Genomic DNA, 16,686 nt, shown 5'->3' on the forward strand with positions numbered 1-16,686 from the left:
CTTGGAAGCCGGGCTGAGCCGCATTCGCGCCAATTCGGGGTCTGACCCCGGATTTGGCCGAATGCGGCTCAGCCCGGCTGGTTTGCTACGCTTACTGGGTGACCAGGCTAACCTTGTCCACCACGAACGAGGTCTGGGCCGACGAGTCTTCCGTCATCGCGAACGACAGCGTCACCGTCTGGCCTTTGTACGGCAGCAGGTTGAAGGTGCGGGTCTGGTAGCCGGTGGCCTTGTTCAGGTTGGAGTAGGTGGCCAGCGTGCCGAGCACCGCGCCGCTGCTGTTTTTCACCGTGACCGTCAGCTTGTCGTAGACGGTGCTGGTGGTGGTTTCAGCGGTGTCGATGTGCAGCGCGAAGTTCAGCGTGGCCGAGGTGGCTGCCGAAGGGATGGCCACCGCTTGCGTCAGCGTTTCGGTGGCGGTGGTGCCATTGCCGCCCAGCCAGGCGAAGCGGGTGCCCTCGAACGCGGTCTGGCCGCTGTAGGAGCCGATCACGCCGGTGCTGCCGCTCCAGCCGGTGGTGCTGGACTCGAAGCCACCATTGGTCACGCGCTCGACGCCGCCCACCGTGGACACGGTCAGCGTGGCGTTGCTCGACGTTGCCGTCACGGCCGGCGACGACGAATCGGTCACGGTGGCCTTGAACACGGCGCCGTTGTCGGTGCTTTGCGCGGTAAACGAGTAGGTTGGCGAGGTGGCGCCCGAGATCAGCGCGTTGTTGCGGTACCACTTGTACACGTACGGCGCGGTGCCGCCGCTGGCGCTGACCGAGAACGAGGCGGTGGCGCCCGGTGCCACGGTGATGCTGCCCGGCTGGGTGCCGATGGCGACGCCGCCGCTGGCCACTTCATCCACGTCCAGGCCGACGTTGATGGCCGCGTAGGCGCGCTTGACGGCGGTGGCTTCCTTGCTGCCCACGCCGTACAATTCCTCGGCCGCCGTGATCATCTTGGTGCGCGCGTCGGCGTAGTTGGTGGATGAGGTGAACTTGGTGGTCAGCGCCTTGAACCAGATGCGGTAGGCCTTGTCGTTGCCGATGCCGGTCATGGCCAGCGGCTGCTTGTTCAGGTAGGAGCTGTAGTAGTCGCTGCTCGAGGTGGCGTTCGAGCCTTGCGACAGGAAGTAGAACATGCGGTTGTTCGGGCCGCTGCTGTAGTGCACGTTCAGGTTCTTCAGCGTGCTGCTCCACTGGTTCGGGCTGGAACCGTCCTTGCTCGGCTTGTACATCCAGCGCAGCGGCTGGCCGCTCTTCGAGATTTCCTTGCCCATCATCCAATCGTTGCCGGTGGCCGGGATCACGTTGCCGGTGCCGCCCGCGCGGGCATAGGCCTCGGTCATCTCGCCGGCGATGTCGGCGCCCGATTCATTCAGGCCGCCCGACTCGCCCGAGTAGGTCAGGTTGGAGGTGGCGTCGATCACGCCGTGGCCCATCTCGTGGCCGATCACGTCGATCGAACCGAGGTTGTTGAACGACGAGCCGCCGTCGCCGATGTACATGCATTTGCAGTTCGGGTCGAAGAAGGCGTTGTCGTAGTTGTTGTCGACGTGGACGGCGATGTAGGTGGAGGTGTTGTTGCCGTCCAGGGACTGCCAGCCCAGCGTGTTCTTCATGGTGTCGTAGGTGTTCATCAGACCCCACATCGCGTTCACGGCAGCGGTCTGGCCGTTGGCGTTGGTGGTGCTGCCGCCGCTGATGTACTGCTGGCCGTCGCCCCAGGTGTTGCTGCTGTTGGTGTAGACGGTGCCCGGGGTGGGGTTCGATTCCGGCGCGTGGTTGGCGTTGGTGATGGCCATGCCGCCGAAGGTGCCGCCCACGCCGCGCGACGGGTCTTTCATCTGGTAGGTGCTGCCCGACAGCGTGGTGTTGATCGGCACGGCGCCGTTGTACTGGCTGTTGCCGGTGCCGACCACCGTTTGCAGTGCTTCCCACTGGGCGATCACGGCGCCGGTCTTGGCGTTGACCACGGTGTCGTGGTACCGCACGCGCTTGCGGCTGTCGGCCATGCGGGTTTTCACCAGGTAGGCCAGCTCGTAACGGTCCACCACCTCTTCCAGGTCGGTCGCGTTCAGGGCCGATTCGGCCTTGTTCAGGGCCGAGGCCACGCGCACCGATTTCATCACCGGATAGATCAGCAGTTCGGCCTGCGGCGCCCAGCGGTGCACGCCGTTCGGCGCCACGCTCTTGACCACGGCGGCGACGGCGTCGGCGCTGCTCAGCGACGGCGTCAGTTCGGGCGCGCCGGTGCGGCTGCCGTTGGCGGCCACGCCGCGCGGCGCGTTCAGGCCTGCGCGGCGGTCGGACACGGACTCGCTGACGATGTTGTCGGTGGCGTCGGTGACGATCACGGATTCGGAACCGAACACGCGCAGGCCGTTATAGGTGTGCTGGGCGCGGGTGATCTTGGTGCCGGCCACGCCGGGGTGCTGGCCGCCGATGGCAAAGCCGTGCTGCATGCCGAGGCCGGCCGAGCTGGGACGCTTGGCCAGTTTGGCCGCCAGGCCGGCGCTCTCTTGTGGAGAGGCCTGGGCGACCGGCGCCGCCATCATTTGGGGACCGGCCGCGTGGGCCTGGGCGGCGAGCATCATCGGCAGGGCGGCGATGGCTGCGGCAAGCATGTTCTTACGTAGGTTCATCTTCTCTCCAAGGGTTTCGTTAGTGTTCTGGCAGTGCTTTTGGCGGGCCAGCGCAGCGACACTATTCCTTGCCGATGCGGCAAGTCAAAAAACTTGGGAAATGAGTCGTGAACGGGGAAACTGTTAAAAATGGGACAAACTTGCCTCCGGCCCATGTCGGGATTGCCTACAAAAACGCTAGCAATGGCGCACGATTGGTGGGTTTTATGCCGATACTGTGTGTTACACGCAACGGAATAGACGTAACACTCTATTTTCGTGACGTACGCGACACATTGCCCAATTCTTCAGCACGCTCGGGTTGCAATTTCTTAATGTTGCGATCTACACTAGAAGCACAAAGCGCAGGGCCAGACCCAACAAAAACGACGCGCACCGGGAACTACAGGGAACAGAGAACATGACCACACGCACAGCGCAACCCCAGCCCTCATAGGGCCACGCCGGGCCTCGCCGCCGCCCCCAGCACATCCGTACGCCGCCCGCCGCAACCCGGCTTCCGCGGTGCCATCGCGCGCCTTCGCCCACCCGTGGCCAGGTTCGCAGGGACAGCTTTTTTCTTTGTTTACTATGCTCTCTATATCTACCAAAGTTGAGCGGATCGTCATGGAATCGCCCTTCCTGACCGAGGGACTGGGGCGCGGACTGATCAACCTGTCGGAACTGGCGCGGCAGCTGCAGCCGCAGCTTGAAACGGACCTGTGGAAGCCGGTGGGACAGGCGGCCGTGGTGATGGCGCTGCGGCGCGTGGCCGAACGCCTGCCGCAGCACGAGGCGGCCGCGCACGGCGAGCTGTCGCTGGCGCGCAAGACCGGCGAGCTGACCACCCGCACTGACCTGACGATGTATACCTTCCGCTATTCGGAGAATACCTATGAATGCCACCGCCGGCTGCTGGCCGTGGCCGCGCCGCAGCAGGGCGCGTTCGTCTCGGTCACGCGCGGCATCCACGAGGTGATGGTGGTGTGCAGCCGCCCGCTCACCAGCGCGATCGACGAGGTGTTCGTCACCGAGCGCCAGCTGGCGCGGCTGGAGTGCCTGAACGCGGTGACCTTGCACCTGGACCCGGAGACGTTCAACATGCCGGGGATTTACCACGGCATCCTGAAGAAGCTGGCGTGGGACAAGATCAACCTGGTGAACATGATCTGCACCCACACCGAGCTGACGATATTGCTGGAGCAGCGCCAGACCGGCGCCGCCATTGCGGTGCTGTCGCGCCTGGTGGCGCAGTGATGGCGGCTCGCGGCGGCGCTTGGCGGGTGACGCACGGTGTGCTAACCCGCCCTACGCTACCAGCGGGGCCTGCCTAGGGCGGGCCAGGCGCAGCCGTAACCCGCCGCGACGGGCGCTCAGCCCGCCAGTTGTCCGCGCACGCGGGCGATGGCTTTGCGCACCTGGTTCGGCGCGGTGCCGCCCACGTGGTCGCGCGCGGCCACCGAGCCTTCCAGCGTCAGCACCTGGAAGATGTCCTGCTCGATCAGCGTGGAGAAGGCCTGCAGCTGCTCCAGCGACATTTCCGACAGGTCGATGCCCAGGTCCACGCAAGCGCGTACCGCGTGCGCCACGGCTTCGTGCGCGTCGCGGAACGGCAGGCCTTTCTTCACCAGGTAGTCGGCCAGGTCGGTGGCGGTGGCGTAACCCTGCAGGGCTGCCGCACGCATCGCTTCCGGCTTGACGGTGATGCCGCCGGCCATGTCGGCGAAGATGCGCAGCGTGTCCATCAGCGTGTCGACGGTGTCGAACAGCGGTTCCTTGTCTTCCTGGTTGTCCTTGTTGTAGGCCAGCGGCTGGCCTTTCATCAGGGTCAGCAGGCCCATCAGGTGGCCGTACACGCGGCCGGTCTTGCCGCGCGCCAGTTCCGGCACGTCCGGGTTTTTCTTCTGCGGCATGATGGACGAGCCGGTGCAGAACCGGTCGGCAATGTCGATGAAGCCCACGCGCGGGCTCATCCAGATGATCAGCTCTTCCGACATGCGCGACACGTGGGTCATGATCAGCGAAGCGGCGGCCGTGAATTCGATGGCGAAGTCGCGGTCCGACACGGCGTCCAGCGAGTTGTGGCACACGTCGTCGAAGCCCAGCGCCTTGGCCACTTGCAGGCGGTCGATCGGGAAGGTGGTGCCGGCCAGCGCGGCGGCGCCCAGCGGCAGGCGGTTCACGCGCTTGCGGCAGTCGGCCATGCGCTCGGCGTCGCGGCCGAACATCTCGACGTAGGCCAGCATGTGGTGGCCGAAGGTGATCGGCTGCGCCACTTGCATGTGGGTGAAGCCCGGCAGGATGGTGTCGGCGTGTTGTTCGGCCAGGTCGGTCAGCGCGCCGCGCAGCTGGTTCAGCAGGGCGGTCACGTCGTCGATGGCCGAGCGCACGTACAGGCGGATGTCCGTGGCCACCTGGTCGTTGCGCGAACGGCCGGTGTGCAGGCGCTTGCCGGCGTCGCCCACCAGCTCGGTCAGGCGTTTTTCAATGTTCAGGTGCACGTCTTCCAGGTCCAGCAGCCACTCGAACTTGCCCGCTTCGATTTCCTGGCTGATCTGCGCCATGCCGCGCTGGATGTCGGCCAGGTCGGCCGCCGTGATGATCTGCTGCGCGGCCAGCATGCCGGCGTGCGCCAGCGAGCCTTCGATGTCGGCCCTGGCCAGGCGGTTGTCAAAAAATACAGAAGCCGTGTAGCGTTTGACGAGGTCGGAAACCGGTTCGGAGAAGCGAGCGGACCAGGCTTCGCCCTTCTTGGAGAATTGATCAGTCATGATTTTTATAAGAGGGTGGGCGTGCGGATTAGCGACGATTATAAACAAGGTTGGCCTTCCTCACCGATTCCGGGGCGCCACGGGCGTGACAGCCGGGCTGAAATCGCCGATCATGGCACCATGAAGACACGCGTCGCGCACCCGGAGAACAGAGCATGAAACAGCCAGCCATAGCCAGCCTGTTGTACGTTTTGATGGCAGGTGCGCTGTGCGGCACGGCCACCGCCGGTGGCGTGCACGCCGCACCGGCCGCCCCGCTGGCCGCCACCGCAGCCGCCCCCGCCGGGCCTGCGGCCGGCGCCACGCCTGCCGCGCCAGCCTCCGGCGCCGCCGAGGGCGACGCAGGCCAGGCGCCTGCCATTGCGCCCGAATTGACCACGCTGGACGGCATCCTGTCCGCGCTGTACGGCACCATCTCCGGCGCGGCTGGCGCGCCGCGCGACTGGGAGCGCCTGCGCAGCCTGTTCACGCATGAAGGCCGCATGGCAGTGCATGGCCCGAACAAGACCGGCGACATGACCACCCGCGTGCTGACCATTTCCGACTACATTTCGCGGGTGACGCCGGTATTTGCCAAGGAAGGCTTCTACGAAACCGAACTGGCGCGCAGCACGGAGAGCTTCGGCCAGATCGCCCACGTGTTCAGTACCTATGAATCGCGCCGCTCGCCGGACGAGGCCACGCCCTTCCAGCGCGGCATGAACAGCATCCAGCTGGTGAACGACGGCCAGCGCTGGTGGATCCAGTCGCTGGTGTGGCAGGCGGAAAGCGAAAAAAACCCGCTGCCGGCGCGCTACCTGAAAGGCAAGCATTGAAAGGCAAGCATTGAACATCAGCACCGACAAGGCGGCACTCGACATACCGCTTATTCACCGTTTTCTGAGCGAGCGCTCCACCTGGGCGGTGGGCATGCCGCTGGCGATGCTGGAGAAGGCCATTGCCAATTCGCTGTGCTTCGGCGGCTATCAGGAGGATGGCGGGCAGATTGCGTTTGCCCGCGTGATCACGGACGGCGCCACCTTCGCCAACCTGGTCGATGTGTTCGTGCTGCCGGAGCACCGTGGCCTGGGCCACAGCAAGCGCCTGGTGGCGGCCATCATGGCCCATCCCGAGCTGCAAGGGCTGCGCCGCTTCACGCTGGCCACCGGCGACGCGCACGGCCTGTACGCGCAGTTCGGGTTTGCGCCCCCGCAGCGTCCGCAGACCCTGATGGAGCGCTACTTCCCCGACCTTTACGTCAAATGAACTGCGTGAAATGAACTACTGCCACTGCATCAGCGCCGGCGGAATCAGCAGCAGCAGCGCCATCACCGCGTAGATCAGCTGCAGCGGTATCATCCACTTGGCCCAGGTAATCCAGGGAATGCGCGCCAGGGCCAGCACGCCCACGGTGATGCCCGAGGTGGGGATCATGGGCGTGGTCAGCTCGCCGAACTGGAAGGCCAGCACGGCCGTCTGGCGTGTGACGCCCACCAGGTCCGCCAGCGGCGCCATGATGGGCATGGTCAGCGAGGCCTGGCCGGTGCCGGAGTGGATGAAGAAGTTGATCACGGTCTGGATGGCGAACATCTTCTGCGCCGCGAACACCGGGCTGGACGACTGCACCAGCGGCAGCAGGCCGTGCAGCATGGTGTCGATGATGTTGGCGTCGCGCGCCAGTATCATGGTGCCGCGCGCCAGGGCGATCACCAGCGCCGTGCCCACCAGGTCTTTCGCGCCCTGGATGAAGGCGCCCACCAGCTCGTCCGAATCGAGCCCGCCGATGATGCCAATCAGGATGCCCATGGTCATGAACAGCGCGGCGATCTGCTCGATGTACCAGTCGAACTTCACCACGCCCACCACCATGCCCAGCAGCGAGGCGGCGAAGATCCACAGCACCACCTTGTGCTTGAGCGTCATGCCCGCGAAGTCGTTCAGGTCAAGCTGGCTTTCCTGGCGCTTGACCTGGTCCAGCAAATACGTCGGGCTCAGTTCCGGGTTGCGCTTGATGCGCGCCGCATACCACATCATGAAGCCGGCCGTGAGGGCGGTGGCGACCACCCAGCAGATCAGGCGGTAGCTCATGCCGGAAAACACCGGGATGCCGGCGATGCCCTGCGCGATGCCGACGTTGAACGGGTTCAGGAAGGCGGCCCCGAAGCCCACCTGCGAGCCAAGGAAGGGGATGGAGACGCCGGTGATGGTGTCGTAGCCCAGCGCGAGCGCCAGCGGCACGAAGATGAGGATGAAGGGGATCGCCTCCTCGTTCATGCCGAAGGTGGCGCCGCCCAGCGAGAACAGGGTGATGAACACCGGGATCAGCGCGGCCCGCACAAAGGGTGAATGCGTGTGCGCCTTGGCGATGGACTTGATCATGGCGTCGATCGCTTCGGTCCTGTGCAGCACCTGGAAGGTGCCGCCCACGATGAGGATGAAGCCGATGATCAGGCCCGCTTCGGCGAAGCCCTTGATGGGCGCCATCATCAGCGCCGCCAGGCCTTGCGGCTTGCTCTCGACGTAGTGGAAGGTGTCCGGGTTGATCAGCTGCTTGCCGTTGACCAGGTGGGTGTCGTACTTGCCGCCGGGGATAAGCCAGGTCGCCAGCGCGATCAGCGCTAAAATGGCGAAGACCAGCACGTAGGTGTTCGGGATGCGGAGTTTCATAACGTCCTTGTATTTATTGGCTGAGCAGGTCGCCGGAGCGGAACGCCTCGGCCCCTGCGATTTTGCCGATGTTCCAGCCGCGCAGCACGTGGCGGTGGGCGGTGCGCGCAAACAGCACGCCGTCCACGCTGCAGCATACAGTGCTGGCGGCGCCGCCGACCGGATCGATCACGTCGGCCACCGCGTCGCCCGCCTTCAGTCTTTCGCCCATCTCGCGCTTATAGACCAGCACTCCGGCGTGCGGCGCCAGGATCGGTTCCACGCCCTCCAGCGGCGTGGCCGCGCACAGCGGCGCCGGCAGTTCGCCCACTTCCGCATCGAGCACGCCGGCCTGCGCCAGGAAGCGCACCAGCGCGTCCGCATCTTTTTGCGCCAGCTCGTAGCTCACGTCCATCTCGCCGCGCAGCTCCACCGTGGTGGACAGGCAGGCCGGCGGGATCGGATAGGCGTCGCCGAAATGCTCCTGCAAGTCCCACCACAGGCGGCTGCAGGCCTCGTCGAACGGCTCGCCGCCCGCCGCCAGTGCCAGCAGCACCGCGTGGGCGCCCATCAGGCGCGCCAGCGGGGCGATGCCTTCCGCCAGCGGCGTGCCGGCGTAGATGTGCAGCACGGCCTCGTTGTCGCAGTGCAGATCGAGCACGATGTCGGCGTCGATGGCCATTTCCAGCAGCAGTTTCTTGTGCGCCTCGCCATCCGATTTGGGCTGCCATGCGGCCACCGAGGCCAGCGCGTGTTCACGGATGGTGCGTACGTTGGCGTCCGCGTCCGGTCCCAGCTTGCCCGCCAGCGTGGTTTTCAGCTCGCCGGCCACGTGCTTGTAGGCGCGGTTGAAGTTCACGCCGGTGGTCAGGTCGAAGCGGCCGAAAGGGGCGCCGTGGATGGCTTGCGACAGGCCGATGGGGTTGGCCGCCGGCACCAGGATGATTTCGCCCTTGACCTTGCCCGCCGCGTCCAGCGCCTCCAGCTGCTTGCGCAAGAACTGCGCCACCAGCATGCCCGGCACTTCGTCCGCGTGCAGCGCGGCCTGGATATAGACCTTCTTGCCGCTGCCGGGCGCGCCGTAGCGGTAGCTGGTCAGTTCGAACTGGGCGCTGCTCTGGGGCGCCGAGATGGGGTGTTTTATGGTTCGCATGGAGGTGGCCTGATGGTGTGGTATCGAAGGATTATGCGCATTTGATGTATATTTGCAAGCAGTAGGCACCGTTCCGGGCGCCTCCCCCCGCAATTTCTCTGCAAAACGGACTGGATATGGGTGTACTCAAGACTTTGATTCATAGCGTAGGCCGCTTTTCCCTGCTTTGGTACGCCATAGTCGGCGCCCACACCCATGCGCATGCCGCCGAGCCGGCGCAGCCGAAAGGTTCGCTGGTCATCATCGGCGGCGGCCTGCGCGGCGACAATGCCGACATCTGGCAGCGCATCGTCCAGCTGGCGGGCGGCAAGGGCGCCCGCATCGCCGTTTTCCCTTCGGCCGCCGGAACCCCGGAACGCTCCGGCCAGGCCATCATCGGCTATCTGAAGCGCTATGGCGCCGACCCTTTCCTGGTGCCGATCGCCGTCAAGCTGGCCAATAGCGACTACCGCAAGGCGGCCGACGACATGACCCTGGCCGACCGCGTGCGGCGCGCCGACGGCGTGTATTTCGCCGGCGGCGACCAGGGCCGCATCACGCAGGCGCTGGTGCGCGCGGACGGCACCCGCACCGCGGCGCTGGACGCGATCTGGGACATCTACCGGCGCGGCGGCGTGATCGCCGGCACCAGCGCCGGCGCGGCCATCATGAGCAGCACCATGTTCTACGACGCGCGCCGCGTGCTGGCCACGCTGCAGGAGGGCGTGGCCGACGGCAAGGACATCGCGCCCGGCCTGGGCTTCATCGGCGACGACATCTTCGTCGACCAGCACCTGCTGATACGCGGCCGCTTCGCGCGCATGATCCCGGCCATGCTGAAGAAGGGCTACCAGCTCGGCCTGGGCATCGACGAGAACAGCGCCATGGTGGTCAACGCCAAGCGCGAGGTGGAGATCATCGGCTACCGCGGCGCCATGCTGCTGGACCTGTCGCGCGCCACCATGGATTCCGAATCGAGCGCCTTCAACGTCAGCAATATCCTGATCAGCTACCTGGACCGGGGCGACAAGTTCAACATCGCCACCCAGACCTTCACGCCGGCGCCGGACAAGGCCGACGGACGGCTGGACAACACGCGGCCGGTGCGGCGCGGCGCGGTCTACAGCAACGACATCCTGGGCAACAGCGCGGTGGTGGACCTGATGGAAAAGCTGATCGACAGCGACCAGCAGGACGCCATCGGCATCGCCAGCGGCGACCCGCGCGGCACGGCGCCGGAGATCGGCTTCGAGTTCCGCTTCTCCAAAACGCCCGAGAGCACCGGCTACCTGTCGTCGGTGGTGGAGGCGTACTCGATCCTGAACCTGCGGCTCGATATCCGTCCCATAGAAGTGCAACGTCCGCTGTACAAATACAAGAACTAATGCGGCGCGGGCTGTCTTAGAATACCGGGCACACAACCCCGGTACAAGGACCCGCCATGACCCTCACCACCAAGGCCCGCGCCGCATTGCTCGGCGCGGCGCTTGCCCTGTCTTTCCCCGCCTTCGCCGCACCCTACGCCGTGCCCGCCACGGCAAAGGCTGCCGTTCCCGCCACCGTGCGCCTGGACTATCTGCACACCGGCAACGCCCTCAACGAGCAGTACTCGATCGACCGCGTGGTGATCGAGCCGCTGCCGTGGGCCGGCAAGCTGTCGCGCAGCCTGGACGACACCGACCGCGGCGTGAACCGGGTGGAAGTGGTGGACGCCAGGAGCGGCGACCTGCTGTACTCGCGCGGCTTCTCCACCATTTTCGGCGAATGGCGCAGCACCGAGGAAGCGCAGAAGATGAGCCGGGGCTTCCAGGAGTCGGTGCGCTTTCCCAAGCCGGACCGCCCGGTGAAGGTGCGCATCCTCAAGCGCGACGAGCGCAACGCCTTCTCGGTGGTGTGGAGCGTGGAGATCGACACCGACGCGCCGGACGTGGTGCGCAAGCAGGAGCCGGCGCCGGCCAAGCCGATCCCGATCCGCGTCAGCGGCCCCTCGCCGGACAAGGTGGACCTGCTGATCATGGGCGACGGCTACACCAAGGCCGACATGCCCAGGTTCGAGGCCACCGCGCGCCGCCTGGCGGACTACCTGTTCAGCGTGTCGCCGTTCAAGGAGCGCGCCAAGGACTTCAACGTGTGGGGCCTGGCCGTGCCGACCCAGGAGTCCGGCGTGTCGCGCCCGTCCACCGGCGTGCACCACGCCTCGCCGCTGGGCACCCGCTACGACATCTTCGGCAGCGAGCGCTATGTGCTGGCGCTGGACAACCGCGCGCTGCGCGACATCGCCCAGCATGCGCCGTACGAGTTCATCGAGATCCTGGTCAACAACGACACCTATGGCGGCGGCGGCATCTATGGGCAGTTCAGCACCGCCGCGGCCAACAGCGACTGGGCCAACTACCTGTTCGTGCACGAATTCGGCCACCATTTCGCCGGCCTGGCGGACGAGTACTACACCTCGCCGGTGGCCTACCAGTCCACCGGCGAGCGGGTGGAACCGTGGGAGCCCAACGCCACCGCGCTGCGCGACCCGTCCAAGCTGAAGTGGAAGCACCTGGCCAACGCCGCCACGCCGCTGCCCACGCCGTGGCCGAAAGCCGAGTACGAGGCGCACTCGCGCGAGTACCAGAAGACGCGCGCCGCGCTGCGCAAGGCCAACCGTCCCGAGTCCGAAATGAGCGCGCTGTTCAAGGAAGACCTGGCGTGGACCAACAAGCTGTTCTCGGCCGCGCCGCACAAGCATGAAGTGGGCGCCTTCGAAGGCGCCAACTACGAAGCCACCGGCTACTACCGCCCGGCGCAGCAATGCCTGATGTTCGACCGCAGCGAGAAGTTCTGTGCCGTGTGCAGCGAGGCGGTGGGACAAACCATCGACCTGTATTCGCGCGATCCCGGTGAACCTCGTTAACGTTTGGTAACGTTTGATACGTGTACTTAGTGCGCCACCGTACAGATGGCAAAGGTAGCTCAGCATATTCTGGACCCGTGACAAGAAACAAGCACATCCCAGAAAACTACTGAAAGGTCCATACCATGAATAAGCTGATTGCTACCCTGATCGCAGGTCTGTTTGCCAGCGCCGCCATGGCGCAAACCCCGGCGCCAGCCGCCGACGTTGCCAAGGCCCAGGCCAAGGCCGAAAAATCGGTAGCCAAAGCCGAAGCCAAGGAAATGAAAAAGGACGCCGCTGCCGATGAAGACGTAGCGAAAGCCCAGGCCAAGGCCGACGAAAAAGTCGCCAAGGCCCATGCCAAGGCCGAAAAGACCCATATGAAGGGCGAAGAAAAGATCGCCAAGGCCGACCCTGAAGACAAGGTGAAAGCCGAAGCCAAGGCCGACAAGAAAATGGCCGACGCCAACATGAAGGTCGACAAGACCACCGCCAAGGCCGACGCCAAGGTAGCCAAGGAAAAGGCTGAAGCGATGGAAGACAAAGCCATTGCCGCCGCCAAGACCAACGAGGTGAAAGCGAAAGCCGCTGCCGACGTGAAAGCAGCCACCGTCAAGTAAGGGCTAGCGCGGCGGGGGGGGGCGGCGCGCGCGCCTGACCCGCCGTATCGCTCAGGAAGGGGCCGGAGACGGCCCCTTTTCTTATGCCGATTCCACCCGGTTGCGGCCCGATTGCTTGGCCTTGTACAAGGCGGCGTCGGCGCGCGACAGCATGGTTTCCACCGGCGTGCCGCTGTCCGCCGCGCAGTGCACGCCGATGCTCACCGTGGCGTTGAGCAGCTTGCCGTCCCCTACGGCCACCGTGTGCCGCGCGAACGCGTCGCAGATGCGCTGGGCGATCAGGCGCGCGTCTTCTTCGCTGCAGCCGGGCAGCAGCACCGCGAATTCTTCCCCTCCCAGCCTGCCCAGCAGGTCGCCGCCGCGCAAACAGCCTTCGGCAATGCGCGCGAAATTGATCAGCACCGTGTCCCCGGCCGCATGGCCATGGCTGTCGTTGACCTTCTTGAAGAAATCGATGTCCATCATCAGGACGGCCAGCGGGCGCCGCATCAGTTGCGGCGTGGCCAGCAGCTCGCCGGTGCGCAGCATGAAGCCGCCCCGGTTCAGCACGTGCGTGAGCGGGTCGTGCGAGGCGGCGTATTTCAGGCGCTCGAGCAGCTCGTTGCGCGCCACCATCACGCTGGCCACCGTCAGCGGCGCCAGCGCCGTCAGCGTCACGCCCACCCGCAGCGACATGATGGCCTGCTGGGTGTCGAAGTTGGCGCCGATGACCAGCGTGCCGCTGGAGATGGCCAGCAGGGTCCACATGGAAAAGAACAGCGTGATGCCGGCCGTGGCGAACAGGCTGTAGGTCAGCGCGCACCACAGCATGGCGGGGATGGGGTAGGGGATCACGCCCGGTCCGCCCAGCTGGGTGCCCAGCCACAGGCTGCCGGCGAAGGCGGCCAGGGGCGCCACTTGCTCCAGGCGCCAGCTGGGCCAGTCGGCCCGCCGCCGGTGCGCCTTCATCCAGACGCGCAGGTCCGGGAAAGTCAGCATCACCGGCAAAATGGCGATGTAGTTCACCAGCTCGGTGGAGAACCAGAATGCGAAGCCGTAGGCGGGGCTGCCGCCGAACAGCACCGGGTGAATGAAAATGCCCGCCACGCCGGCCGCCGCTGCCGCGCTCACGACCACCAGCACGAAGCGCAGCATGGAGCGCGGGTGGCGCAGGCGCTGGTGGTCGGCGCTCATGCGCGCCAGCAGCGCGTAGCCGGTGAGCACGCCCATCAGGTTGGTGCAGGTGAGCATGGCGCTTTTGGGCCAGCCGTGCTGCATATAGAGGTCGGCCAGCATGTAGCCGGCGGCGGCGGCCAGCCAGTGCAGAAGATTGGGGGGATGCTGGCGCCGCAGCAGCAGGCCGACCAGCACCGCGTTGGTGGGCCAGAACGCGGCCAGCACGCCGGGCGGCGCGGTGTAGATGCCGAAGATGGAGCAGGCGAAGACCACTGCGCCGACCAGCAGCGCATCCTTGAAGTCAAAGCCGGAACGGCCGTTGCTCATGACATCCCTCCACCCGAATCAGCCCATTGTGAGCATGTCGATAGCCCAAGTCAATTGGGTGGAGGACCGGGATTGCCTTACTTCGGCGCCAGCGTGGACGCTTTGATACGCTGCACCAGCTCCTTGCCCTTGCGGGCCCGCTTGCCGAAGTGCGGCGCCAGCACGTTGCCGGACATTTCCAGCTCGCGCGGCTTGGCCGCCATGGTGCCGTGCACGATCACGCCTTTCTGTGTGATAGCCGCAGCCGACAGCAGCGTTTCCCTGGCGTCGAGCTCCATCAGGATCACGCCGCGGCCGCCGTTGGTCAGCGTCTTCATTTCGGCCATGCCGAACACCAGCAGGCGGCCCTTTTCGGACAGCGTGGCCACGGCGCTGGCGTCTTCCGCCACCACCGACGGCGGCAGCGGCAGGTCGCCTTCATCCAGCGTGATGAAGGCCTTGCCGCCCTTCAGGCGGCTGACCATGTCGCCAGCCTTGGCGATGAAGCCGAAGCCCGCGCTGGAGGACAGCAGCAGCTGGGTCGATGCCGGACCGGCGAAGTAGTGCTTGATGCGCACGCCGCCGGACAGGTCCACCAGCGTGGTGATCGGCACGCCGTCGCCGCGCGCGTTCGGCAGCGCGGCCACCGGCACCGAGTACACCTTGCCGTTGTCGCCGAAGCCGAGCAGGGTGTCCACCGAGCGGCACTCGAAGGCGTCGTGCAGCGCGTCGCCCACCTTGAAGGTGAACTGGGTCTTGTCGTGGCCGATGCCGGTGCGGGCGCGTATCCAGCCCTTTTCCGAGATGATGACGGTGACCGGTTCGTCCACCACTTTCTGTTCTGCCACGGCCCGCTGCGCTTCCTCGATCAGCGTGCGGCGCGCGTCGCCGTAGGCTTTCGAATCGCTTTCGATTTCCTTGATGATCAGGCGTTTCATCGCCGACGGATTTTCCAGCAGGTCCATCAGGCCCTGTTTTTCCTTGCGCAGCTCGGCCAGTTCCTGCTGGATCTTGATCGCTTCCAGGCGCGCCAGCTGGCGCAGGCGGATTTCCAGGATGTCCTCGGCCTGGCGGTCGGACAGCTTGAAGCGTTCGATCAGCGCCGCTTTCGGGTCGTCCGAATTGCGGATGATGTGGATCACTTCATCGATGTTCAGCAGGATGGTTTCGCGGCCTTCCAGGATGTGGATGCGGTCGTCCACTTTCTTCAGGCGGAACTGGGTGCGGCGGGTGACGGTCTCGAAACGGAAGCCGATCCACTCGCCGATGATGTCGCCGATGCCTTTCTGGCGCGGACGGCCGTCGCTGCCTATCATGACCAGGTTGATCGAGGCCGACGATTCGAGCGAGGTATGCGCCAGCAGCATCAGCATGAATTCGGTCTGGTCCTGGTTCTTCGATTTCGGCTCGAACACCAGGCGCACCGGCGCGGCGCGGCCCGATTCGTCGCGGATGGTGTCGAGCGAGCCGAGGATCAGCTGCTTGAGCGCCAGCTGGTCCGGCGACAGCGCCTTCTTGCCCATCTTGACCTTGGGGTTGGTCAGCTCTTCGATCTCCTCCAGCACCTTCTGCGAGGAAGTGCCCGGCGGCAGTTCGGTGACCACGGCCTGCCACTGGCCGCGCGCCAGTTCTTCGATTTTCCAGCGCGCGCGCACTTTCATCGAACCGCGGCCGGACGCGTACATGTCCTGGATCTGCGACGGCGGGGTGATGATCTGGCCGCCGCCCGGGAAGTCCGGGCCGGGGATGATGGCCATCAGTTCGGCGTGGCTGATCTTCGGATTGCGGATCATGGCCACGGCGGCCTGCGCCACCTCGGTCAGGTTGTGCGACGGGATTTCGGTGGCCAGGCCCACGGCAATGCCGGAGGCGCCGTTCAGCAGCACCATCGGCAGGCGCGCCGGCAGCAGGCTCGGTTCTTCGGACGAGCCGTCGTAGTTGGGCTGGAAATCGACCGTGTCCTGGTCGATTTCGTCGAGCAGCAGGCGCGAAATCGGCGTCAGCCGGGCTTCGGTGTACCGCATCGCCGCCGCACCGTCGCCGTCGCGCGAGCCGAAGTTGCCCTGGCCGTCGATCAGCGGGTAGCGCAGCGAGAAGTCCTGCGCCATGCGCACCAGCGCGTCGTACACCGACTGGTCGCCGTGCGGGTGCAATTTACCCAGCACGTCGCCCACCACGGTGGCGGACTTGCGCGGCTTGGCGGTGTGGCCCAGGCCCAGTTCATTCATCGAGTACAGGATGCGGCGCTGTACCGGCTTCTGGCCGTCGCATACGTCAGGCAGGGCGCGGCCCTTGACCACGGAGATCGCGTAGTCGAGGTAGGCGCGTTCGGCGAAGGTGGACAGCACCAGCGTTTCGCCGCCGTCGCCACCGTCGCCGTCATCGCCGTCGCCGCCATCATCGCCGCCGTCGCCGCCGTCGCCGTCGCCGCCATTGCCTTCGGCTGCGGCCGCGGCGTCGTCCAGCGGCTGCAGTTCGTCCATGGTCTCAGCCACGGGATTGACGCCGGGGCCGGCTTTTTCTGCACCGGTAGCTGCTTCCTGCGCCGGTTCGTCAAAGAGATTTGCTTGATGAGTCATATC

12 protein-coding genes are annotated in these 16,686 nt (G+C 65.7%); 6 read left to right on the forward strand and 6 right to left on the reverse strand.

What is annotated here, in order from left to right; all coding sequences use genetic code 11:
• Positions 1-91: 91 nt before the first annotated feature.
• Positions 92-2,632, reverse strand: a complete 2,541-nt coding sequence (locus ASD15_RS02250; protein ID WP_057153110.1) for a M4 family metallopeptidase — start codon at positions 2,630-2,632, stop codon at positions 92-94.
• A 606-nt stretch (positions 2,633-3,238) separates the two neighbouring features.
• Between ASD15_RS02250 and ASD15_RS02255 the strand changes: the two genes are divergently transcribed.
• On the forward strand, positions 3,239-3,868 hold the full coding sequence (locus tag ASD15_RS02255; RefSeq protein ID WP_229418028.1) for a hypothetical protein: 630 nt from the start codon (positions 3,239-3,241) through the stop codon (positions 3,866-3,868).
• A gap of 116 nt (positions 3,869-3,984) precedes the next feature.
• Here ASD15_RS02255 and argH read toward each other — a convergent pair whose 3' ends face one another.
• Positions 3,985-5,382, reverse strand: coding sequence for an argininosuccinate lyase (gene argH, locus ASD15_RS02260; RefSeq protein WP_057153112.1), 1,398 nt, complete (start codon positions 5,380-5,382; stop codon positions 3,985-3,987).
• 155 nt (positions 5,383-5,537) lie between these two features.
• Between argH and ASD15_RS02265 the strand changes: the two genes are divergently transcribed.
• Complete coding sequence (locus ASD15_RS02265) at positions 5,538-6,197, forward strand: hypothetical protein (protein WP_229418029.1); 660 nt, start codon at positions 5,538-5,540, stop codon at positions 6,195-6,197.
• Positions 6,198-6,207: 10 nt separating this feature from the next.
• The gene (locus tag ASD15_RS02270) at positions 6,208-6,627 is read left to right on the forward strand and encodes a GNAT family N-acetyltransferase (RefSeq protein ID WP_229418030.1); all 420 of its coding nucleotides are present in this window, start codon (positions 6,208-6,210) and stop codon (positions 6,625-6,627) included.
• Between the two features lie 15 nt (positions 6,628-6,642).
• On the opposite strand, the gene ASD15_RS02275 is transcribed toward ASD15_RS02270, so the two are convergent.
• Both ASD15_RS02275 and ASD15_RS02280 read right to left on the reverse strand, forming a co-directional pair.
• On the reverse strand, positions 6,643-8,028 hold the full coding sequence (locus tag ASD15_RS02275; RefSeq protein WP_057153114.1) for a YfcC family protein: 1,386 nt from the start codon (positions 8,026-8,028) through the stop codon (positions 6,643-6,645).
• A gap of 13 nt (positions 8,029-8,041) precedes the next feature.
• On the reverse strand, positions 8,042-9,160 hold the full coding sequence (locus tag ASD15_RS02280) for a succinylglutamate desuccinylase/aspartoacylase family protein (RefSeq protein ID WP_057153115.1): 1,119 nt from the start codon (positions 9,158-9,160) through the stop codon (positions 8,042-8,044).
• A gap of 116 nt (positions 9,161-9,276) precedes the next feature.
• On the opposite strand from ASD15_RS02280, the gene ASD15_RS02285 reads away from it, so the two are divergent.
• From ASD15_RS02285 to ASD15_RS02295, 3 genes are all read left to right on the forward strand, one after another.
• On the forward strand, positions 9,277-10,524 hold the full coding sequence (locus ASD15_RS02285; RefSeq protein ID WP_082551492.1) for a cyanophycinase: 1,248 nt from the start codon (positions 9,277-9,279) through the stop codon (positions 10,522-10,524).
• 56 nt (positions 10,525-10,580) lie between these two features.
• Complete coding sequence (locus ASD15_RS02290; RefSeq protein WP_082551493.1) at positions 10,581-12,041, forward strand: IgA Peptidase M64; 1,461 nt, start codon at positions 10,581-10,583, stop codon at positions 12,039-12,041.
• A gap of 125 nt (positions 12,042-12,166) precedes the next feature.
• A complete protein-coding gene (locus ASD15_RS02295) occupies positions 12,167-12,643 on the forward strand; it encodes a hypothetical protein (protein ID WP_057153116.1) in 477 nt (158 codons plus the stop codon).
• A gap of 81 nt (positions 12,644-12,724) precedes the next feature.
• Here the strand turns inward: ASD15_RS02295 and ASD15_RS02300 are convergent, their stop codons facing one another.
• Both ASD15_RS02300 and parC read right to left on the reverse strand, forming a co-directional pair.
• The gene (locus tag ASD15_RS02300) at positions 12,725-14,125 is read right to left on the reverse strand and encodes a GGDEF domain-containing protein (RefSeq protein ID WP_082551494.1); all 1,401 of its coding nucleotides are present in this window, start codon (positions 14,123-14,125) and stop codon (positions 12,725-12,727) included.
• 77 nt (positions 14,126-14,202) lie between these two features.
• Positions 14,203-16,683 (reverse strand): DNA topoisomerase IV subunit A, encoded by a 2,481-nt coding sequence (parC, locus tag ASD15_RS02305; RefSeq protein ID WP_229418031.1) that lies wholly within the window; start codon positions 16,681-16,683, stop codon positions 14,203-14,205.
• Positions 16,684-16,686 lie beyond the last annotated feature (3 nt).

Origin of the sequence: Massilia sp. Root351, assembly GCF_001425045.1 — a bacterium.
In the GTDB taxonomy this organism is placed as follows: Bacteria; Pseudomonadota; Gammaproteobacteria; order Burkholderiales; family Burkholderiaceae_D; genus Rugamonas.

Bases quoted from the DNA above. Each gene is read 5' to 3' on its own strand.
- ASD15_RS02250 (WP_057153110.1), bottom strand. From the start codon at position 2,632: ATGAACCTACGTAAGAACATGCTTGCCGCAGCCATCGCCGCCCTGCCG.
- ASD15_RS02255 (WP_229418028.1), top strand. From the start codon at position 3,239: ATGGAATCGCCCTTCCTGACCGAGGGACTGGGGCGCGGACTGATCAAC.
- argH (WP_057153112.1), bottom strand. From the start codon at position 5,382: ATGACTGATCAATTCTCCAAGAAGGGCGAAGCCTGGTCCGCTCGCTTC.
- ASD15_RS02265 (WP_229418029.1), top strand. From the start codon at position 5,538: ATGAAACAGCCAGCCATAGCCAGCCTGTTGTACGTTTTGATGGCAGGT.
- ASD15_RS02275 (WP_057153114.1), bottom strand. From the start codon at position 8,028: ATGAAACTCCGCATCCCGAACACCTACGTGCTGGTCTTCGCCATTTTA.
- ASD15_RS02280 (WP_057153115.1), bottom strand. From the start codon at position 9,160: ATGCGAACCATAAAACACCCCATCTCGGCGCCCCAGAGCAGCGCCCAG.
- ASD15_RS02285 (WP_082551492.1), top strand. From the start codon at position 9,277: ATGGGTGTACTCAAGACTTTGATTCATAGCGTAGGCCGCTTTTCCCTG.
- ASD15_RS02290 (WP_082551493.1), top strand. From the start codon at position 10,581: ATGACCCTCACCACCAAGGCCCGCGCCGCATTGCTCGGCGCGGCGCTT.
- ASD15_RS02295 (WP_057153116.1), top strand. From the start codon at position 12,167: ATGAATAAGCTGATTGCTACCCTGATCGCAGGTCTGTTTGCCAGCGCC.
- ASD15_RS02300 (WP_082551494.1), bottom strand. From the start codon at position 14,125: ATGAGCAACGGCCGTTCCGGCTTTGACTTCAAGGATGCGCTGCTGGTC.
- parC (WP_229418031.1), bottom strand. From the start codon at position 16,683: ATGACTCATCAAGCAAATCTCTTTGACGAACCGGCGCAGGAAGCAGCT.